We start from the raw sequence: 22610 nt of genomic DNA on the forward strand, positions 1-22610 counted from the left end.
ATATTTTGAGTTAGATAAGATTTTATGTTACAAGTTCTATTGATTATTTCCTGTTCTGCATATTCTCTTTTGGGAAATTTGAACGTAGAATGGTGTTTATTATATTCAAAATTAATAATTAGCTACGATCTTTATTTCCTCATTTTTCCTCTCAAAAGATGATATATATCCTTTGCTACTGAGATGATTTACAAACTGTAGATTGTAAGCATTCATCGGAATAGACGGTCTTTTTCTGCTGACTGCAATATCCGAATATGGATACGGTAAAATTTTAATCAAATTATACACTTCTTCAACCGATAGTTTTTCAAACTGAATATTAAGTACTCTTACTCGGCTTTCGATAGATTTTGTATTTTTAAATATACCTTCCAAAATCTGATATTCTAACTGCACGTATGGCAAATGTGATAAGACAGAGCAAACAATTGTTGTAATATCCTTGTAGTTAATAATCCAATCTGCATCAAGTTTTTTAATAATCTCGATTTTGTTTTTATCACTAATTTTAGTCATTTGAGCCAGCAATAAAATGATGTCATTTTCCACCAGAGTATATTTTTCAAAATCTGCAATGAATTTATTTTGATGCTTAGCTAAAAGCTCAATATGTTCATTTGGAAATTTTTCCTTCAGTAAATTATAATTCTCTTCAGATAATGATAAAATTTTGCTGACCAAATATTTAACCTTTTCGATGCTCAAACCGTCAAACGCAAGCTCAGCTCTTGTGTAAATACTACTTTCCAAAAGATTTTTGTAGCTCTCATCTGACAGCTCATTACAAAGTAGAATTTTCTTTCTAAATTCTTGATAATCAAAATCTCCTTCTTTAGTCATTGTTTGTTTTGAAAGCTCCAGATAATTTTCTTCTTTATTAAGATAATTTATCAATGGAGTCTCTATGCTAGAATCCCATTCAATATAATAATCAAGAACATTTTCCCAGTTTGAAGTCACTTTATTAAATTCAATAAGCATTGTTTTTATTTCCGGTTCATCAATATCTGACAAATTAGATATTTTGAAATCATATTTATTTACAATTTCCTGTTTCATATTATTGGTCAAAATACTGTCATTAAGGAGAAAAATAAAGGAACTTTCTGGTTCCTCAAGGTTTTGTTCCTGTTTCAAAAACACATATTTAACGTACTCGTTGATACCTCCTTTTATATAACCAATAAGGTCATCGCAACCGGATTTGAATACAGAACTATAATGAGCTTTTGCCAAATCGCTAATTTCAATTTCTTTACTGTAAGTTTGTATGAAGAGTTCCACATTCTCCTCATTTATTTGATAATTATCGTTTTTGTAAACGTAATCAAACAGTTTTTGGGTATCTTCTGTAGAAGGATGCAAATCTGAAAATTTCACATTCAATCTTTTTAAAAGTGAAGAGATTTTATCGTAATAATTATTTTGCTCATCATTTTTTATCAATGATAAGAAATAAGGTTTTTCTTCTATAAAATCTTTTAGCAAATCATTATTTTGGAATCTAAGAATATCATCCACTGGCGCAAATTTTATAAGCAATTCTAAATAGTAGTTTTCTTTATCTTCCGTATAATTACTTTTATCATACAAGAAATCTACAAAACCGCTCCAAGATTTGCAGATAGACTGTATAAAAATCTCTAATGGCGAATTCTCTCTGTAAATATAGGCATCGATAAACTCAATAGAAATATCTTTTTCATTACTTAAAATATTGATGATTTTTTCGTAATGATTTTTATATTTTTCATAATTATTGCCAAGAAAATCTAATAAATCAAAATTTAGAATTACGTCTCTTTTGAAATAATTATCAGGTATTTTACCAAGCAATGTCTCGATGTTTGTTAACTGATAATCGAATGGAAGATGTTCTACACTTTTAACCTTTTTCTCAAAAAGAAAATCTTCTTTGGTCAAATTTTCCTCGTGAAATAATGAGATGTAATCATTGTAATTTTCATTGATGTAGCCATTTATCAATAGATTACGCATCAATGGACTGCCTGCAAATTCATCCAAATAAGGGTTTATATTTATCTCTTCAAATATCTGTTTTAAATCCCAAGATTTAATTTCTTGTTTTCTGCTTTTTAGTTTAGCCATTTCAGATTTCAAATCCCCGAGTTCATTATTTGTTTTATTCAAAATAAATTGCTCTCTTTCAGAATAGGTAAAATCGGTATTTACTTTCTTTTCAATATTAGCAAATGAGAAAGCAACTGTATCAGAATACAATCTATAATCTTGATAACTACTGTAATTATTGAGAAGCTGATAGTAATTATAACTTAACTTGTCTGAAACTATCATTTTTTCAAAATTTTCGTCTTTGAGCAATTCATAAAATTTTTTGTTTCCATCCAAATCCAAAAGTACAGCATTAGGAAACTCCTTTTGAATTTCAGCAATATAAATCGCACGTAACTCTCTTACTGACAAATCAGATTCGTTTTCTATATTTTGGATACGTTTTTCGTTATTACCAATTTCAACATCCAACTTTTGAATTAGCTCTCCAGTATATTGGATTTTTTTTCCAATGAATTCATAAAGCATTCCTTCTCTTTTATGCAATTTCATAAAATCGTTGGGATAAAGATTTTTATAAGTAATTATAGCAAACAGATCTTCAGGTTTGGTCACAAAAGTCGGATTCAATGTGTCGCGATATAGAACAAATTCGTGAAAAATATTGATGAGCAAACGCATATCAATATCATCAATAAACGTGACAACATTACTGATAAACTCTTTAGATAATACACTTTCTAATTTAGCTTCTCTAATAAGTTTTGTGAGCTGTTCATCTGCATTAGAAGGATTGATAAATGGAATAATGGGAATAATGTATTCGAAAAACTTAACCCTCTCATTCTTATTTTTGAACATATCATCTTTGATGGCATACACAAAGTTGATTTTCTCTCCGCCTCTTCTACTTTGTATAGATTTGGAATTATTAAGTAAAATATTGATTTCTCTGAGTTTTGTGAAAATATCTGTATTCTCGAATCTGTCTAAATCTTCAATGACTATTACGTTATAATCTGTTCTTTCAAAGAAATATAGAATCTCTTCCAAATGCTCATTAAATACAGATTTATCGATGTTATCTCCAAGCTCAACTTCCCCTTGGATATTAAGTTTATTAATTTTTGAATTACTGAATAAACGAACTATTGTCTTAGAAAATAGCCCAATTCCAAAAAAGAAAATAAGAAATACCAATAATGCTATCCAATCTAATTTTAACGACCATTTCCAACTGTCAGGGTTAATTTTATTAATAAAATCAAATTTGAAAAGAATGAAAATAGTGGAAATCCATAAAACCAAACCGACAGCAATAGACCACATCTTTTCGGTAGTATTGTTGATGATACGTTTGAATCTAGAATCCGGAATTTCTTCGGGTTTTACGTGATAAAATATTTGTTGTAGGATACTTACTTCAAGCAATCTTTCTAAATCTTCAACATCACTAGAATCGTTGAATGATGCTAAGGAAATATTCAAATATTTATAATCAGGATTTAGGTGTTGAAAAGTTTTTATGATTGTACTTTTCCCAGAACCATATGCGCCAGTAATCGCTATATTGGTAATATCAGGCTCATCGATAGAGTTTTTGATTGCTGTGAGATAAGGCTGAACTCTTGCTATATCTTTCTCTTCAGTTAAGATTTTTGGAGCTAACGAGCTTATACTTTTTCGATTAAGATTTTCTTTGTTTGGTGTTTTAGATGTGATTCTTTGAAATAGAGATTTCAACATAGTATGAGTTTAGATCATATACTCAAAAAGCATTCCCACAGTCAATACCGTACTAATTGTCAGAAAGTTACAGCAATTACACATCTTAAATCCGCCATTGTGACCGATTTCTTATAAACTCAAAATCTTTGTAAGATTAAACTCAAAAATTATTAAACCTTTCTAACTCTCCAATGTAGATTTCAATTACACTTTCCCAATGTTTTCCATCTCCCCATTCTACTGCAATTTTAATAGGAATTTTTGAATCAATAACATTGATCTCTAATATGTCTATTTTCAAAATTCTGTTGATAAAATCTAAAGGAGGATTATAATCTCCACTTAGTCTATCTTGGTAAGGAATAGAGACAAGTCTTGTTATTTCAAGCTTGAGAAGTCGTGTTAAGTTAAAAATATCATCTTTAAACTTCCAATAATAATATGAAAAGAAAGACCCGAATAAAGGAGAGTCCTTCATATCACCAAAATTAGTACTTAGTGCTATCATTATCGCTTGCTTTGCAGCATCTTCACCTGTAACAAATTTAAAATCCCCATCCTCAAATTGGAAATCTGCAGATATGTCAGTCAATCTGTAAGGTGTTGTTCTCTTTGATTTTTCCAGAGTAGCTAACGAAATAATGTATTTATTATCTACCAATTGCCAATTCAAATCTCCTGATATCAATCTTCCGTCACCTTGGCTTTCGATAATTATATATTTTTCTAATTTGCTTTTGTTGTCATTAAAACTTAGAATATTATTAAATTCACCCAAAACGAATTTAACAATTTCAAATTTCCAAATGCCATCATTTGCTGACTTCCAAATTGCTTCGATAAGAATATTACTTCCAATGGCAACTAAGGTTGTTGGTAGAATTACTTTCTGGTGATCTAAATTCTCTAATAATTCAAAAGAAGTTCGCTCTGCGATTAACTTCCATTGTTTTAAAGTTTCTGGTGAATAATTGACATAATCTACATCAATGATTCTTGCGTGGCTCTTACACAGTCAAATACCATTATCAATAGAACTTCTTTGCTCTTGTGACATAGCATCGTCGTAACGAGGACCTCCAGAAGATGCAGCAAAAATATGTGAAGCTTCTCCCAAATTAATAACATCCTCATTGTTCCTATGTCCGGGTCCTACAGTAAGCCTCTGACAACCTAGAAAGGAGCATCTCCAAGCAACTCTTTTAGCTAAAATATCTTTGGTTTTCTGACTGAAATTATCTCTCATTTATTCAAAATTATAATCAGATTCTTTATCAAGATAATTGATACTTGTAAAGTTTGAAATGCCCGGTCTTTCGAACAATTTATATATAATATCTTCTCTTTCTTCCTCAATATTTTCAACATCTTTATCAATAAAAACTGTATGGAATTTGGGCTTGATTTTTATTAATAGTGTTCCCGAATCTGTAAAATCACGAGACAGTAATTTCCAATTGACGATAACCTCACTGTTTTCTCCTGAAACTTTAGGCTTGATAAAAAAATTTCCAGTATTGAAATAATCTCCTTGGACAAGCTCTTTACTCTGAGTTTTGATATACAGAGATTTCTCAGTATTACTATACTCCCTTATATTGTTTACATAATTGGGATTAATCAAATAATGACCACTTTCTGCGCCAACTTTTTCAAAATCTCCTTCAAAATCAAGCTCTATCTTAAAATCTTCAATAACTGATTCTCCAGAATTTTGAATTTGAAGTTTTAACCAACACGTTTGTCCCCAGACATACTTTTGATGTCCAATCAAAGAATGATTTAAACTTATTTTACTAAATAAAGCATTAAATTTCTTGTTAGGTTTACTTCCTAAAGAATCATATTTTTTAATAGCTTCTGCTAGGGTCAAATTATACTCGAATTCATCTTCTATATTGTCATCTTTAGATTTATATATGTAACGTTTAACGTTTTTTTGAAATTTAGGCTGACAAATAATTTCAGATTTGCCATTGTCGAATGTTACTGACAGTTGCTTTACACGATGAAAATCCTCATTTTTAATATACCAATTGTATACATTTGGAAATTCAGATATTTTTCTTTCAAAAAATTCCCAAAAACAAATTTGAATAGAAAAGAGTCCATTCTTTATATTCTCTACACTTTGTATTCTTACATATTCTTCAACCTTTTGATCTTTTGGTAAAGAGGTAGCTATAATCAGTTTGCTTAAACTAGGTTGAAAAGATTTTGCTTTCTCGATTTCAGCTTGTATATCTCCAACAGAAATCCTATTTGGCTTGCCATCAATTAAATTTAGTTTTTTGTTTTTACATTGTATCCCATTATAGCTTAGTCCGCCATCAATAGGTCCATAAATATCAACGCCATTTTGTCCCTGAGCATTATCTGAATTGAATTCAATTTCGTGCGGAATATTCCATACTTCACCCCAGATTTTGAGACATAGAGTTTCAAAATCCTGCCAATTTTTAGGGGGATGTATATTTATCGGTGCTTTCATTAATTATAGAATTAATTTTTTAGTAAAAAACTTATATCACTTTTCTGACCAATTCTTGCGGATTATTTTTCATAGTTTCTATTTCGTTTATGAAGTCATCTTTGTATCCTACTTTATCAAGAAGAAATTGATGCCGATGATCAAAAATTTTCACAATATCATCCCAAGTGTAAGCATATATTTCATAATTTTTTACCGCTTGAACTAAAAATTTCTTGCCTTTATTCTTATGTGATTCGTACTGATCTTTTATATAATCATCAACATCTTTACCAATTAAAATCAGTTTCCATTTACGTAAATCGCTATTGAATTTGGGTTCTTTTACAATAAACCTGATGTAATTTTCTAATTGGTCATACTGAACTTTCGTCAATATTACACTTGGTCGTTTTAGTTCTACGATGATATTCTCTTCCTCATCTAAAAACCCTGAAGAAGCATTTTTCCTGCAAATAAATATATCTGGCCTTTTTAATTTTTCTTTAGACTCAATAACTGTTCTTTTCCTTTCGTTCTTATTTTTCTGTAGAACCTCATCATCTTCATCATCTTTATCAAACTTAATTTTTTCTTCTTGCTCTAAGAAGTATAAATAATTGTTTAATGTTTTCTCAAAATTATCGTCAGCAGAAACAAGATGATATTGTTCACCAAACAACCAATAGTTATTTTCTACTAAAACCTGAATGTGATCGCATTCATTTGTAAACTTTTCCAAATCAAAAACTAACCGTTGAATAGTATTGATTGTATTTTTCCTTTTTTCTAGCAATTGTACTAATGCAGTAATATTGCTAATTTTTGTTTTAGAAAGTACTCTTGCCAATTCCTCTCTTTCTTCTTCAGATATTTCAACAATATTTTCTAAAATTTGTAAAATATTTTCACGCTGCTCGGAGTCTAACAATAAATTCAAAAAACCAATTAATGTTTTTTGCTGAGGAATTCTTAGATTTTGAAAAATTTTAGGATTGATACAGTAAAGTTCTTTAACGACAATTTCCAAATCTCTTTTGCGAAGATTGTCATATTGATTACTTCGAAACTTAGGAAAAATATTATTCTTTCTATAATCTTCAATAAGCTTTTCAGCTTTCCTATTCCTAATAAAATTTTTCTCTTCATCAGAAACTATTCTATTTAAAAACAGTAAGAGCTTTTTGTAAACAGGATCACTCTGGTTCTTTTCAAAACCTAAAGAAGTTCCGTCATTTTCCGTCCTGCTAAATTTTTCAAAATAATCTGATATTACGTAAACTGAGTGACAAAAATCTTGAGTTTTATTATTGAACTTTGTATGTTCTCGACCTTTTTCATCTAGTTCATTATTTAGAAAGTAGTAATAATATCTCTCATTGATTTTGTTTTTCCATAAGATGAAAGAAATATCGAAGCTTTTGCCCTCAATTTCAATTGGGTATTCTGTAATCTTCTCAACTACATTGTTATAATCAATTGGAACTTTATTGACATTAATGGCAAAATTTCTGTTTTTATTCAAATATAAAAACCAACCAAATTCTGACTCTAAAAAGCTAGTGAATTCTGAAGAATCTAATAAATCCCCAGTTAAATTTGTGAATGATCCAAAATGAACAGTTGTTCCGCAACCTTCGTTTGTAATTACTGAATCTGACGTTTTGTAATCATCAAGATTAGAACTTACTATTTCGATATTATAACTTAAAAATTTTTGATTCTCATTATCATAATATGTAGTCTTCCACATTGCTTCATCACAAAACTGTTGGAAAGAAAATCTACCTTTTCCTTTCTTACCTTTAATAAATCTATTGTTGTCAAAAGATTTTGCTTTATTAGAATCTAGGAAATATCCAAAAGTTTCATCAATGGTTTTGAATGATATCCCATTACCATTATCTGTTATTAAAAATTCAGACAAAGTACCAACTTCATTGGCGCTAAAGAAAATGTCTATAACAGAAGCTTCTGCATCAAAACCATTCCAAATATATTCTGAAATTGATTTTCGAAAATCATTTGGTAAACCGCTTTGTACAATACTTTTAGATGTTATTTGAGTTTTATTTTTTTTCATATTCTCTATTTGTGATCAAAAATGAGCTAGATGGTATTAGTTTTAAGAATTAAGCTAACTATAATACTTATAAAATTATCATAATTTTTCCAACCCTAAAAATATAAAACTTTTAATGACTAAAAAAAGGATAATGTGATTACACTAGTGATAAGCATCCTACTAAATTAGTAAGTCTAATTTTTGCAAATCTTCGATAAAATGATTCGACAATTGTTCCCCGTTGACTACAAACCATCCTTTTCAAAGGGTGGTTTTTGTTTTTCACGAAACTCTGATAAACGATCAAAGATGATCAATAATATTAAAAAAATTCAAACTTCGCCAACAATTACTTGCAGATAAAGAAAAAAACTGTAAATTTGCACCACCAAAAATAACACAGACCTATAGTGTAGTGGTAACACACCGGTTTTTGGTACCGTTATCCGGGGTTCGAATCCCTGTGGGTCTACAAACCATCCTTTTCAAAGGATGGTTTTTTTAATTAAAAAAACACAGGAAACCTTCACTTTGTAATTTATATTGATCCGGAATTTTTATTTAAGAAATAAAAAAACCTTGACTCAAGTGAATCAAGGTCATATCATAATGATTTCAATCTAGTTCAGGTGGTTGAAAGTTCTGCTCATATTTTTAACATCAGTTATTTTAACCATTGTTTTTAAAGGCTTTTCATGATCAGTTTTAATATAATCAATTATATTTTCGTCAACATTATCATCAAACTTTCTGGCAAAAAGGTGATTCCCTTTCTGCAGAAACTCCAGATCTGCTTTTGTGAAGGTTTTAGGACGCAATTTAATATCTCCGTCAGGAATCCAGATTATTGCTCTTTTATCATCATCTACCAGTGTTCCGATAAATGATGTATTCATCAAAACTGTCTGGAAGAAAGATTCATCGGGAATTAAAGTATTTAAGTAATAATCTTCAAACTTTTTTACTTCTGTACTGTTTATAATAAATTCACAACAATCTCTCGTTAAAATCATCCACTGACCGCCAATGTAGGGAATTATATTTTTCATAAAATCTCTTTTATGAGTTTTGTCTGATATTTTACCTTCTGATTCTTCAAAATAATTTTCAATTCTATTCATTGTTTCAGGTCTCACTTTTTCCTGATTGGCAATTTTAATATAGCTTTTACCGTTATTTTTTGATAAAAAATCTTTAATTATTTTTTGCGATTTTAAAGGATAATCCTGTCCGCTCAAATTGATAAAATAGTCCCATTCTGTATTCATGTCAAGAAGGTATTTCATCCCGTCAAGTTCAGCCTGTACCATGCTGTATCCGCCCCAAACAACATTTTCATGGTTAAGAATATGCACATTTGGATATTTTTCGAGAAAGCTTCTTACTTCTTCACCTATTTCCTGATTTGCTTTTTTGTCAATATGTATGAGATAAAAATTTGTGGATTCGTAGATTGCTCTGAAAAGTTTTTTGAATTGATCAGGTAAACGATGTACTAAAATTAGATAGGCAATATTTATAGACTTCGGAGGTAGATCATTAATATTATGTCCGTCGCTTTCGCTTATATAAACATTTTTCATTTTAATATAATTTAAAAATTATGAATGCTTACAACTTATTTTATAAAGTATTAATAGACATTTTTATAAATATACGAAAAATAAAATCAATTTATTGAAAATAATTAAATCAATCGCTAAATTATGCCGTGTTTTTTACAGAAAATAAAATCTTAAGGATCAGTATTATAGATAATTTTCAGGAATTGGAAGGTTATTCTGCTTCATATATTCAAGTAAATCATTGAATTTATCTTCATAATCATTCCCCGAACATTTGTGCGAAATACTGCAGATATCGGAGGGTTTAATCTCTAAAATGTCTGAAATTTTCGTTAAGATTTCCAGATTGATTTTCACTTTAGAATTTTCGATATCCGAATAGGCTTTCTGAGAAATCCCCATTTCAAAAGCCATGTATTCCTGAGTAAAATCTTTACTTCTTCGGATTTTTCTGATGTTTTGTCCGCACACTTTCATAGCTTTTGTTTTAGTAGTTTTAGGTATATTTTAGAAGTTTATCTATTAGCCTCAGACAAAGTTACTAAATACCTTTGTCAAAACATTAGACTTGTATTATGATATTTATTTCTATTCAACAGATGTTTTTTACAGCTAAAGTGTTTTCAACGAAATAAAATTTATACTCTACTACACAACTGGAATTATGGAGACGCAAAAATTTAATTATGACAATAATATTGTCAGAGCATTCCTCTATGCTACAATCGTATTCGGAATCATCGGATTTATCCTGGGACTGACTGCTGCATTAATGCTTTTTTATCCCGAATTACCCGAATTTTTATTTGGAACGGATGACACTACAATTCAGAGTTTAAGAAGCGGAAATATTCAGGGATTGATCAATTCGCAGGGAGCTTTAGGATTTGGAAGAATCAGAATGCTTCATACGAGTGCCGTGATCTTCGCATTCGTCTGTAATTCATTTTTCTGCGGTGCGTATTACAGTATGCAGAGACTTTTAAAAACCAGAATGTACAGTGATACTTTATCATGGGTTCATTTCTGGACGTGGCAAATCATGATCATCGCCGTTGTAATCACGTTTTTAATGGGAATCAACACCTCAAAAGAATATGCTGAGCACGAATGGCCTATTGATATTTTAATTACATTTTCGTGGGTGATTTTCGGAATCAATATGTTCGGAACGATTGCCAAAAGAAGAGTAAGGCACCTTTACGTGGCTATCTGGTTTTATATTGCGACTTGGATTGCAGTTGCCATGCTTCATATTTTCAATAATCTTGAAGTTCCGTTATCATTTACAGGCTGGAAATCCTACTCTGCTTATGCGGGAGTAAAAGATGCACTTGTACAGTGGTGGTACGGACACAATGCGGTTGCTTTCGTACTGACAACACCGGTTTTAGGTTTGATGTATTATTTTATGCCGAAAGCAGCCAACAGACCCGTTTTTTCTTATAAATTATCAATCATTCACTTCTGGTCACTGATTTTCGTTTATCTCTGGGCAGGACCTCATCATCTTCAATACACCGCACTTCCGGCTTGGGCTCAAGCTGTAGGAACCGGTTTTTCAATTATGCTGATTGCTCCTTCATGGGGAGGAATGCTAAATGGTCTTCTCACATTACGCGGAGCATGGGATAAAGTAAGAGAAAATCCTATTCTTAAATTTTTCGTAGTCGCTGTAACCTGTTACGGAATGGCAACTTTTGAAGGACCGCTTTTAGCAACAAAATCTTTAAATAAAATCGGTCATTATACAGACTGGGTTATTGGTCACGTACATTTAGGAGCGCTAGGATGGAATGGCTTCATGGCATTCGGAGTCGTTTATTACCTGATTCCGATCATGTGGAGAACCGAACTTTGGTCTAAAAAACTTGCCAACTGGCATTTCTGGATGGGAACTTTAGGAATTATTTTCTATGCTGTTCCCATGTATATCGCAGGATTTACCCAAGGTTTGATGTGGAAACAATTCAATCCGGACGGAACCTTATTATGGAAAAACTGGCTCGATACGGTGACTGCAATTATTCCTTATTTTAAATTAAGATTTTTAGGCGGATTATTCTATCTGAGTGGAGCAATTTTAATGGTTGTCAACGTTTACAAAACCATCAGAAAAGGTTCGTTTCAGAAAAATGTTCCTGCAGAAGCTCCGGCTTTAGCAAATGTAGGTAGCTCAAGAAAAGAAGGTGAAGGCGTACATCTCTGGCTGGAAAGAACTCCTCACCTATTATCCATACTTGCTTTTATTGCTATTGCAATTGGTGGTTTGGTGGAGATCGTTCCGACATTGACTGTAAAAAGTAATTTACCTCAGATTTCAGCTGTAAAACCTTATTCACCTTTGGAACTGGAAGGAAGAGATCTCTACATCCGTGAAGGCTGCAACTCATGTCACTCACAGATGATCAGACCTTTCCGCGATGAAGTAATGAGATTTGACGGTAAAAACGGACAGTATTCTAAAGCCGGAGAATTCGTTTATGACAGACCTTTTTTATGGGGTTCCAAAAGAACGGGACCCGATCTTCACAGAGAAGGCGACAGAAACCCGGATTCATGGCACTTTAAGCACATGTATAACCCGAGAATTACTTCCGCAGGTTCGATCATGCCTCGTTTCCCATGGTTGATTACCAATAAACTCGACCGATCTCAGATGACTGATAAAATCAAACTGATGAAAAACACTTTTGATATACCATACACAAAAGCAGAAATTGATTCTGCCGATCAATGGGCAGATAATCAGTCGAAAGCAATTGTTAAAAGAATTTATGCCGAAGCAACCGATGTAAAAGATCAGATGGAAAAAGAAAAAGCAGCAAAAGGAAATGCTTTTATCCCGCTTGAACAAAGAGAAATTGTTGCTATGATCGCTTATCTGCAAAGATTGGGAACCGATATCAAAACGACTGACATCAAAACCGCAAGTGTAAAATAATGAATCGTAAAATTTTAATCAAATGAAAACGAGAACTCCAATTTCAATATATATCGCTGTAACAATAGGCTTAACCATTATGGCATTTGAGATGTTCACGCAGGATTCCGGGTATCTCACATCACCGTTTTTCTGGGTACTCCTTCTGATTGTCACCATTCTTATTCTAATCATGAATTCGATTGGAGATTTAGTTGAAAATGAAAATTTTAAAAAGCTTTCCGAAGAAGAGAAGCAATTATTTATCAAAGAAAAGTCAACTCCTTATTTTGAAAAACTCTGGAATTCAGCCTTTAAAAAACAATCTCAGTCTGAAGAGAAAGATATTCTTATCGATCACGGTTTTGACGGAATTACCGAGCTCGACAATTCCTTACCCAAATGGTGGATTGGTCTTTTCTATTTCGGAATTGCTTTCTGCGCCGTTTACATGATTGCTTTTGCTTTTACAGATTATGCTCACCCGGAAGCTGAATATGATCAGGAAGCAAAAATGCAGCTTGCATCCATCGCTGAATACGAGAAAACCGCACCCGCCATCAATTTAGAAACCGCAAAATACAGTGCAGACAATATTTCTGAAGGAGAACAACTTTTTAAAACCAACTGTGTAACCTGCCACTCAGAAGGTGGAAAAGGTGGAATAGGTCCCAATCTTACTGACAAAAACTGGATCAACATCAAAGAAAAAAATGTTTTCAGAAATGTTTTCTGGATGCTTGAGAACGGCTCACCCAACAATCCTACAATGCGACCTTTTATCAAAGAAGGAACCATTACAGGAAGAGATGCTGAGAAAATAGCCGCTTACATATATCACATCAATCAGGAAAAAAGCCCTGTTACAGAAGCTCAGGGTGGCGCAGCTCCGCAAGGGGAAGTTGCAAAATGGCAAGAATAAAATCTCTAAATATATCAACTATGAAGTAAAAACATCCATCAGAAAAATATCTCTATTGTATCCGACTAACATCTGAAAACCTATTCACTTTTAAATATTCTCTGGATATTTAACTTCAATAGGGATATTTTCTATCTAAAACCTGTTCTCTGAGCAGGTTTTATTTTTTAGTTATTATTCAATTTAATATGATTTAAGGTGGGTTGGCAAACATATTGCAGGTGTTTTTAACAAAAGTTTTTTTCAATAACTAAATCATAAAAAGATAATCATGAAAATATTCCTATATTCTTATTTTTCTACTGATAAAATTTAATTCGTAAGCACTTATCATTAAGATAGTTTTAATACTATTATCCTTAAGAGTAATTATTTACATCAGTCTAAATCATATAAAATTGAAAAGAAAAATAAACTTTAAAAAAATAATTAAAGGTATTGCGATCACGATTATTTCAATACTTGTTATCCTTATTCTCGCTATTTTCAGTCTGAGAATTCCTGCTGTTCAGAATTACGTGAAAGATAAGCTTGTCGTTTATCTGGAGAAAAAAATAAAAACAAAAGTAAGTCTCGAAAAAGTTTACATCGGTTTTCCGAACAGTCTAGTTATGGAGAACTTGTATTTGAAAGGTCAGAATATCGACACTCTTTTAACCGTAAGAAAATTTGATGTCGGTTTAGATATGTGGAAGCTTATCAATTCAAAAGCGGATCTTACTTCGGTTGATCTCGAAGGGGTAAGAGCCAACGTGGTGAGAAAACCAGATGGAAAATTCAATTTTGATTACATCATTGATGCATTTGCAACTTCAGATAAAGAAGAAAGCACTTCAAAACCATTCATTATTTCGCTTGATAAAATTAAACTGAAAGATATAGGTCTAACTTTTAATGATCAGCAGTCAAAAAATGACATCAAAGTTTATTTCAATTCTTTTGATACGAGAGTAAAAACGTTTGATCTTCAGAATAATTCTTACGCTGTCAACGACATCAATCTAGACGGATTAAAATTAAAACTAAAACAGGACTTTATAGAAGAAGTTGCAGATAATGTAGAACAGAAAGTAGATTCTCTCAATCAGAAAAAACCGATGAAGTTGGGTTTAAGCGGAATTAAACTGACCAATTTTAACATCGATTACGGCGACGACAATACCAAAACATTTGCTAAAGTTCTCTTCAAAGAACTAAGCACCAATATAAACGATCTTGATCTTGAAAACAAATCTTACAACGTTGGAAATGTTTATTTAACAGGCGCAAACATCAACGCCAATCTTTATCTTCCGACAGCAAACGCAAATCCTAAAGACACAAAAGCAGAACCGGCAACATCAAAAAATTCAGCGAAAGAAAAAGCAATGAAAGTTCTTTTAGGAAAACTGATTCTTGATGATGTAAAGGTCGCTTACAACAATACCGCAGTCGCTCCAACCAAAAGCGGAATGGATTTTAATCATTTGAATTTCGCAAAATTAAATCTTGATGTCCGAAATTTTAAAATGGAGAACAATGGTTTTGCAGGAAGTGTAAAATCTGCCGAAATTCAGGAAGCAAGAGGCTTGAATGTTCAGAAATTCAATACCGATTTTGTGTATGAAGCAGAACAGGCTTATTTGAAAAATTTGTATTTACAGACTCCGAAAACGGTTTTAAGAGATGAAATTATTTTAAATTACAATTCAATTGAGCAACTTTCTGCAAATCCGGGAGCTGTGAAAATTTCAGCAGACATCCGTGATTCTAAAGTTGGGTTTTCAGATATTTTAAATTTGGTTCCGAGCCTGAGAAATACCGCTCCATTCAATAAATATCCGAATGCGACTTTAAATGTGAATGCACTTTTGAAAGGAACAATAAATGATCTTGCCATTCAGAATCTGAAAGTTTCTGGTCTGGATCGGTTGAAAGTTGCAGCTTCAGGAAGAATAAAAAATGCGATGAATCCTGATAATCTATATTATGATTTAAAAATTGCAGAAGTTTCTTCATCCGCCAAAACGATTTACAATTTAGTTCCAAAAAATACGATTCCGAAAAACATTACTTTACCGTCATTCTTTACAATAAAAGGAACTGCAAAAGGAACAACCAAAGTTGTTAACACCAATTTACGTCTTACCTCTACTTTAGGCAATGCAGGAATTATCGCTAAAGTGGATATGCGAAGAAAAAACCGCGAATTGTATGATGTAAAAGCTAATCTTCAGAATTTACAGATCGGAAAAATTATTCAGAATAAAGATTTAGGATCAATTACTGCAAATATTTATGCCAAAGGAGAAAGCTTTGACTTTAAAAATGCAAATGCCAACTTAAAAGGTTTTGTTCAGTCTGCGACATACAAAGGTTACCGTTATCAGAATATGAATCTGGTTGGAAAAATTAATCGTGGAGCCTACAACGTCATTCTCAATTCAAAAGACCCGAATGCCAATTTACAATTGACAGCTTCAGGAGTTTATAACGATAAAAATCCTACTGTAAAAGTCAATGGAAATATCAATAAATTAGATTTAAATAAATTAGGATTTTACAGTTCACCGATGATCATCGCAGGATCAATTGACGGTGATTTTAAAAGCCTTGATCCTGATAATTTAAATGGTTATCTTAATCTTAAAGATTTTGCTATTTCTGATACAAAAGAAGTTTATCCGATTCAGGAAGTTAATTTATTGGCAGTTTCAACAGCAGATTCCACAAAGATCAAATTCAATTCTCAGATTGCAGATGTAGAATTGAATGGAAAATATAAACTGACTCAAATTTTCGGAGCTTTACAGCAAACAATCAATCAGTATTATCAATTTCAGAAGCCAGGGAAAACCCAGAAGATTGATGCAGGACAGTATTTTACTTTTAATGCAAAAATCAAAAATGATGATCTGATCAGAAAATTTGTTCCTGAGTTGAAAAGTTTTGAGACCATCAATATCAATGGAAATTACAATGCAGATTCTCAACAGATTCTGATTGATGCACAAATCCCACAGGTTTTATATGGAACAAATACCCTCGAAAGCACCTCACTCAAAATAACGAATGAAAATCAGGCTTTGCAGTACGATTTGAGTGTTGCGGCTTTAAAAAGTGAGAGTTTTGCTTTAAATAAAGTCAATATCAACGGAGATGTTGCCAACAATATCATCAATTACAATATCACCACAAAAGATGATAAAGATGTCACCCAGTTTTTAATTGCAGGAAATGCAAAATCAATGAATGACATTACCGAAATTTCATTAAATCCAAATGGTTTAAAATTAAATTATATGGATTGGACGGTTGCCGAAAACAACAAGATCCAGATTTTCAGTCAGGGAATTGTTGCGGATAATTTTACACTTTCCAATGCAGGAGCTGAGATTTCTTTGCAATCTGAAAGCAATTCTCCGAGCAGTCCTTTAAATGTTTCGTTAAAAGATTTTAAAATTGAAACAATCACCGAGATCATTAAAAAAGATTCACTTTTAGCAAAAGGAACGATCAACGGAACGGCGCAACTGAGAGATTTAACCAAAAATATGACATTCACTTCAGACATTAATGTTTCTGATCTGATTGTTTACGGAAGTCCGGTAGGGAATTTAGCCATTAAAGTCAATAATCAATCTGCCAATCTTCTGAATGCTGATATAGCGCTTTCAGGGAACAGTAATGATGTGAAAATTTTAGGAAATTACAATACTGCTTCGAGTACATTTGATCTAGATTTAAATATGAATCAGCTTCAGATGAAAACTTTACAAGGTTTTTCTATGAATGCCATTACCAATACGGAAGGCTATCTTTCCGGGGATTTAAAAATTACCGGAACAACATCTGCACCTAAGATTTTGGGAGATTTGAAGTTGAATAATGTTGGGTTGATGATTTCGCAGACTGGAAGTGATTTTAGAAATATCAACGATAAAATAGGATTTACTAACAGAGGAATTGAATTTGATAACTTCAAAATCAACGATAAAGACGGAAATTCTCTGAACATCGACGGACAGGTTCTTACTCAGACGTACCGAGATTTTGCATTTAATCTTGATGTGGATGCTAAAGATTTTAAAGTGGTAAATTCTGAGAAATCAAATGATGCAATGATGTACGGAATTCTTTCTATTGATGCAGCACTGAAGGTTCGTGGAAATCTTGATCTTCCAAAAGTTGACGGAAGGCTTGCAATTTCCAAAGACACCGATTTTACTTTTGTCTTACCACAATCAAGCCCTTCTCTACAGGAAAGAGACGGAATTGTAGAATTTATTGATCAGGATCAGGTAGCTTTGAATAAAACAATCAAAGCAGATTCTATCGATACACAAAGCCCGATAAAAGGAATGAATCTGAACGTAAACATTGAAGTGGATAAAGAAGCAAAAATGTCGATCGTTATAGATAAAGCAGCCGGAGATTTTGTAAAACTTCAGGGTGAGGCAGATCTAACAGGTGGAATTGATCCTTCCGGAAAAACAACTTTAGTAGGAGTTTATCAGGTGGAAAAAGGAAGTTATGAAATGTCTGTAAGTGTTCTGAAAAGAAAATTTGACATCCAAAAAGGAAGCACAATCACATGGACCGGTGAACCTACAACTGCCAATCTCGATATTACCGCAATCTATAAAACCGAAACTGCACCCATCGACCTTGTGGAACAGCAAGTTGCCGATGCAGATTTAAATCAATATAAACAGAGAATTCCGTTCAATACATTGCTTATCCTTAAAGGTGAACTTCTGAAACCCCAGATTTCATTTGACATTACAACAGATGAAAAAAACAATGCGGTATCTTCTACAGTAACAGAAACTATTGAAGGAAAGCTCGCCCAGCTAAGACAGGACGAAAATGAAATGAACAAGCAGGTTTTTGCTTTACTTTTATTGAACCGTTTTATTGGTGAAAATCCGTTCCAGAGTAATTCCGGAGTATCTGCAGAGACGATGGCAAGACAGAGTGTAAGTAAAATTCTTTCTCAGCAGCTGAATAATCTTGCTGCAGATTTAATAAAAGGAGTTGATCTTAATTTTGATCTGGAATCGACTGAAGACTACTCTACCGGCACACAAAATACAAGAACGGACCTGAATATCGGTCTGAGCAAAAGATTATTGAATGATAGACTGAAAGTTTCGGTGGGAAGTAATTTCGGACTGGAAGGTGAAGCCCGACAAAATGAAAACACCACCAATATTGCAGGAGATGTTACAGTAGATTACAGTCTTTCACGAGATGGAAGATACATGCTTCGTGCGTATCGTAAAAACGATTATCAGGTTGCTTTGCAGGGGCAAATCGTAGAAACGGGAGTCGGATTTATCATCACCTTGGATTATGACAAATTCAGAGATATTTTCAGAAAGTCGAGAAACAGCCGAAACAGGGAAAACAGAGAGAATAAGAAAAAAACAGATAACCAAGTCGTAGAATTTAAGTAAATGAAAAGTAAATTTAATAGATACTGTAAATATTTTTTGGCATCGGGAGTGACTGCGGCGGCTGTCTCGTGCAGCAACACCAAATTTCTGAAGGAAGGACAAATGCTTTACACAGGAGCTGAAGTAAAAATTGAAAATGACACGCTTCCCAAAAAGAAGAAAAATGAACTGAAAGCTGCTCTTGAAGAAAATTTAACGCCAAAACCCAATTCATCATTTTTAGGTTTAAGACCAAAACTGTATGCATATAATGCTACAAAAGAACCGAAAAAAGAAAAGGGTTTAAGATATTGGCTGAAATATAAATTTGGTGAAGAACCTGTTTTATTGGGTGATGTCGACAGAGAATTTAATAAAGATATTATTGTCAATTATTCTGAAAACAAAGGATATTTCAATGCAAAAGCTAAGTATGATACGGTTTCAAAAAATAAAAAGGCAAGAGTAATTTATACTTTAAATCCCGGAGCGCAATACCTGATCAGCAATGTCAATTTTGTGCAGGATTCAAGTCTTATCAATCAGGAAATACAGAATTTAAAAGAAAAAACTCTATTAAAAGCAGGAAATCCTTTTGACCTTGATGTTATTAAAGCTGAAAGACAGCGAATTGATGATGGCTTGAAAGACAAAGGTTTTTATTATTTCAACCCTGATAATATTATCGTTCAGGCAGACAGTACGGTGAGTAAAGACCATAAAGTTGAGATGATCGTCAAACTGAAAGACAATACTCCGAAATTGGCAACTGAGCAGTTTACCATTGATAAGGTGGTTGTTTTCCCGAATTATAATCTTCGTGATGCAAAACGCGGAAAATATGATATCCCGATGAATCCTGATTCGCTGAAAGGATATGAATACAATGATATCTATGTTGTTGATCCCGATAAAAAATTTAAGCCGAGAATTTTTGACCGCGCTTTATATTTCGACAAAGGCGATATTTATAACAGAAAAGATCATAATTTGTCACTTAACCGATTGATCAGTCTTGGTGTTTTTAAATTTGTAAAAAATGAATTTGTAGTTTCAGATTCTTTAAACCATAAGTTTGATGCCTATTATATTCTGACTCCGAGAGAATTGCAATCGTTACGTTTAGAAGCTTTGGGAAGAACCAATTCTGCGAATTATGCGGGAAGTGAATTAAACTTAAACTGGACTCAAAGAAATTTCTTCCGTGGTGCAGAGCAGTTTAAAGCTTCCGTTTACGGTGCTTTTGACGTTCAGGTTGGTGGTCCTGCAGACGCTGAAAATATTTTCAGAGCGGGAGCAAATGCGCAATTATCGATTCCGAGAATTGTGGCACCGTTCAATTTTAATTCATCCAGTGCGTTTGTACCGAGAACCAATATTCAGATCGGTTATGAATTTCAGAACCGTACAACTTTATATACTTTAAATACATTCAATGCCTCATTCGGCTATCAATGGAAAGAAAATGTAAGGAAAGAGCATGAGCTTAAGTTAATTGACATTTCATTAATCGATCCTGCGAACGTAACTCCCAAGTATACGGCAAAATATCAGCAGAACCCTTATCTGAAAAGAGTTGTAGATCAACAGTTGATCTTTGGTCCAACTTATTCCTATACCTACTCCACCACAATGCTTCCCCGAAAAAACACGTTCTATTATAAAGGGATGCTCGATTTGGCAGGAAATATTACAGGTTTGGTAACCGGAGCTAATGTAAAAGAAGGAAAAGAGAAAACGATATTCGGAGTTCCTTTCAGTCAGTACGCAAAGATTGAAAACGACGTAAGATTCTATCATAAGTTTACAGAAAAGACATCATTCGCCTCAAGATTTATTGCAGGAGTGGCCGTACCCTATGGAAACTCGGAACATATTCCGTTTTCAAGACAGTTTTTTGTAGGAGGAAGTAACAGTGTCAGAGCTTTCCGTGCAAGAACTTTGGGACCTGGAAGTTATGACCCGAGACCGCAACAACAGAACGGTGGTTTTGTATTTGATCAGGCAGGAGATATAAAATTGGAACTGAATGCAGAATACCGGGCCAATCTATATAAATTCTTAAATGTCGCCGTGTTTGCAGATGCCGGGAATATCTGGCTCATCAACGATGATCTGGACGAAAATGGAATCAATACAAGACCGGGTGGAAAATTTTCGAAAGATTTTTTGAGCGAGATTGCTGTAGGTGCAGGTGTTGGTTTGAGACTCGATTTTTCAATCCTTATTCTGAGACTTGATCTGGCAATGCCTTTAAGGGTTCCCTATTATGAAAAAGGTGAAAGATGGGCTTTCGATAGAATCAACTTTGGAGATTCAAGCTGGAGAAAAGACAATCTTATTTTAAATATTGCGATCGGATATCCTTTTTAAATGCTTATTGACAATTGGTTTATCTAAAAACGATTTAAATAAATATAAAAGTTTGTCATTCCATAGGAAATCGAAGATTCGACAGAATCGATGACAAAGACTATAAAATTTATTTTTCTAAAATAATTGCCAACAATCATAATGATATTAATAATTTCTAAAAACAATGCTAAAAGAACTAAAATTTTTCTGGGAAACCGCCAAAGAAACTTTTACGGAATGGAATAATTCTTCTGCATCAAATGATTCTGCAAGCCTTGCATATTATGCTATTTTCTCAATTCCGGGTTTATTGATTATTATTATCTGGATAGCAGGATATGTCTTTGGTGAAGAAGCAATTCGTGGACAGATCAGCTCCCAGATCAGCGGATTGATGGGGCAGGATGTTGCTAAAAGTATTCAGGATATGATTGCCGGAGCATTGATTGACAAAGAAAATATTTTTATGAAGATGATAGGGATCGGCTCATTAGTGTATGGTTCTACTACTCTATTTTTCCAGTTACAAAAATCTTTGAATAATCTTTGGGATGTAGAAGCTGCGCCGAAGAAAGCTTTGGTTAAATTTCTTTTAGACAGAGCCAATTCCTTAGGAATGATTTTAATTTTAGGATTTTTATTAATGATCACGATGGTTTTATCTTCACTGATCGGATTGTTTAATGATTTTATCACCAGATATTTCGGTCTGGAAACCTATATCATCGTTGAGCTTATCAATTTTGTAATTGGTTTCGGAATTGTTGTTGTGCTTTTTGCCTTGATGTTTAAAGTGCTTCCCGATGTCGAAATCAGTTGGAAATCGGTATGGAAAGGAGCTTTACTTACTGCTGTACTCTTTACTTTAGGTAAATTTTTATTGAGTCTTTACTTTGGACAGTTTAAACCAACTTCAGCATTTGGAACAGCCGGAACCGTGATTTTGATTATGATGTGGATCAACTATTCCTGTATGCTGGTCTTCTTCGGAGCTGAGTTTACAAAAGTGTATACCTATAAAAAGGGATACAAAATCATCCCTTCAAAACACGCAAAATGGAGCAGCGCAAAACTGTACAGAGACAGCCAGCTTAAAAATGAAATTCCTCAGATTTAATCATAAAAAAT

General features: G+C 32.9%; 11 protein-coding genes and 1 tRNA gene. 6 read left to right on the forward strand and 6 right to left on the reverse strand.

What is annotated here, in order from left to right; all coding sequences use genetic code 11:
* Positions 1 to 111: 111 nt before the first annotated feature.
* From AC4FQ5_RS07830 to AC4FQ5_RS07845, 4 genes are all read right to left on the reverse strand, one after another.
* Positions 112 to 3783: a YobI family P-loop NTPase gene (locus tag AC4FQ5_RS07830; protein ID WP_491142188.1), complete on the reverse strand. Its 3672-nt coding sequence runs from the start codon at positions 3781 to 3783 to the stop codon at positions 112 to 114.
* Between the two features lie 142 nt (positions 3784 to 3925).
* Positions 3926 to 4543, reverse strand: coding sequence for a hypothetical protein (locus AC4FQ5_RS07835; protein ID WP_491142190.1), 618 nt, complete (start codon positions 4541 to 4543; stop codon positions 3926 to 3928).
* A gap of 468 nt (positions 4544 to 5011) precedes the next feature.
* A complete protein-coding gene (locus tag AC4FQ5_RS07840; protein ID WP_491142192.1) occupies positions 5012 to 6256 on the reverse strand; it encodes a hypothetical protein in 1245 nt (414 codons plus the stop codon).
* Positions 6257 to 6287: 31 nt separating this feature from the next.
* Positions 6288 to 8318 carry an ATP-binding protein gene (locus AC4FQ5_RS07845; RefSeq protein WP_491142194.1) on the reverse strand — a complete coding sequence of 677 codons (2031 nt, stop codon included), beginning with the start codon at positions 8316 to 8318 and terminating at the stop codon, positions 6288 to 6290.
* A 383-nt stretch (positions 8319 to 8701) separates the two neighbouring features.
* On the opposite strand from AC4FQ5_RS07845, the gene AC4FQ5_RS07850 reads away from it, so the two are divergent.
* Positions 8702 to 8772, forward strand: a tRNA-Gln gene (locus AC4FQ5_RS07850).
* A 148-nt stretch (positions 8773 to 8920) separates the two neighbouring features.
* On the opposite strand, the gene AC4FQ5_RS07855 is transcribed toward AC4FQ5_RS07850, so the two are convergent.
* Positions 8921 to 9883, reverse strand: coding sequence for a beta-1,6-N-acetylglucosaminyltransferase (locus AC4FQ5_RS07855; protein WP_491142196.1), 963 nt, complete (start codon positions 9881 to 9883; stop codon positions 8921 to 8923).
* Between the two features lie 165 nt (positions 9884 to 10048).
* Entirely contained in the window at positions 10049 to 10342 is a 294-nt protein-coding gene (locus tag AC4FQ5_RS07860; RefSeq protein ID WP_491142198.1) for a helix-turn-helix domain-containing protein, read from the reverse strand.
* A 187-nt stretch (positions 10343 to 10529) separates the two neighbouring features.
* Here AC4FQ5_RS07860 and ccoN point away from each other — a divergent pair, with 187 nt between their 5' ends.
* From ccoN to AC4FQ5_RS07885, 5 genes are all read left to right on the forward strand, one after another.
* Positions 10530 to 12809, forward strand: coding sequence for a cytochrome-c oxidase, cbb3-type subunit I (gene ccoN / locus AC4FQ5_RS07865; protein ID WP_491142200.1), 2280 nt, complete (start codon positions 10530 to 10532; stop codon positions 12807 to 12809).
* Positions 12810 to 12831: 22 nt separating this feature from the next.
* Positions 12832 to 13710, forward strand: a complete 879-nt coding sequence (locus tag AC4FQ5_RS07870; RefSeq protein ID WP_491142202.1) for a c-type cytochrome — start codon at positions 12832 to 12834, stop codon at positions 13708 to 13710.
* Positions 13711 to 14108: 398 nt separating this feature from the next.
* Positions 14109 to 19148, forward strand: a complete 5040-nt coding sequence (locus AC4FQ5_RS07875; RefSeq protein WP_491142204.1) for a translocation/assembly module TamB domain-containing protein — start codon at positions 14109 to 14111, stop codon at positions 19146 to 19148.
* Positions 19149 to 21500, forward strand: a complete 2352-nt coding sequence (tamL, locus tag AC4FQ5_RS07880) for a translocation and assembly module lipoprotein TamL (protein WP_491142206.1) — start codon at positions 19149 to 19151, stop codon at positions 21498 to 21500. It begins immediately after the preceding gene.
* A 166-nt stretch (positions 21501 to 21666) separates the two neighbouring features.
* Positions 21667 to 22599, forward strand: a complete 933-nt coding sequence (locus AC4FQ5_RS07885) for a YihY/virulence factor BrkB family protein (RefSeq protein ID WP_491142208.1) — start codon at positions 21667 to 21669, stop codon at positions 22597 to 22599.
* Positions 22600 to 22610 lie beyond the last annotated feature (11 nt).

Source organism: Chryseobacterium sp. DT-167 (assembly GCF_058310155.1).

Excerpts from the sequence above, each read along its gene's own strand:
- AC4FQ5_RS07840 (WP_491142192.1), bottom strand. The coding sequence starts at position 6,256 with ATGAAAGCACCGATAAATATACATCCCCCTAAAAATTGGCAGGATTTT.
- AC4FQ5_RS07885 (WP_491142208.1), top strand. The coding sequence starts at position 21,667 with ATGCTAAAAGAACTAAAATTTTTCTGGGAAACCGCCAAAGAAACTTTT.
- AC4FQ5_RS07870 (WP_491142202.1), top strand. The coding sequence starts at position 12,832 with ATGAAAACGAGAACTCCAATTTCAATATATATCGCTGTAACAATAGGC.
- AC4FQ5_RS07860 (WP_491142198.1), bottom strand. The coding sequence starts at position 10,342 with ATGAAAGTGTGCGGACAAAACATCAGAAAAATCCGAAGAAGTAAAGAT.
- AC4FQ5_RS07830 (WP_491142188.1), bottom strand. The coding sequence starts at position 3,783 with ATGTTGAAATCTCTATTTCAAAGAATCACATCTAAAACACCAAACAAA.
- tamL (WP_491142206.1), top strand. The coding sequence starts at position 19,149 with ATGAAAAGTAAATTTAATAGATACTGTAAATATTTTTTGGCATCGGGA.
- AC4FQ5_RS07855 (WP_491142196.1), bottom strand. The coding sequence starts at position 9,883 with ATGAAAAATGTTTATATAAGCGAAAGCGACGGACATAATATTAATGAT.
- ccoN (WP_491142200.1), top strand. The coding sequence starts at position 10,530 with ATGGAGACGCAAAAATTTAATTATGACAATAATATTGTCAGAGCATTC.
- AC4FQ5_RS07845 (WP_491142194.1), bottom strand. The coding sequence starts at position 8,318 with ATGAAAAAAAATAAAACTCAAATAACATCTAAAAGTATTGTACAAAGC.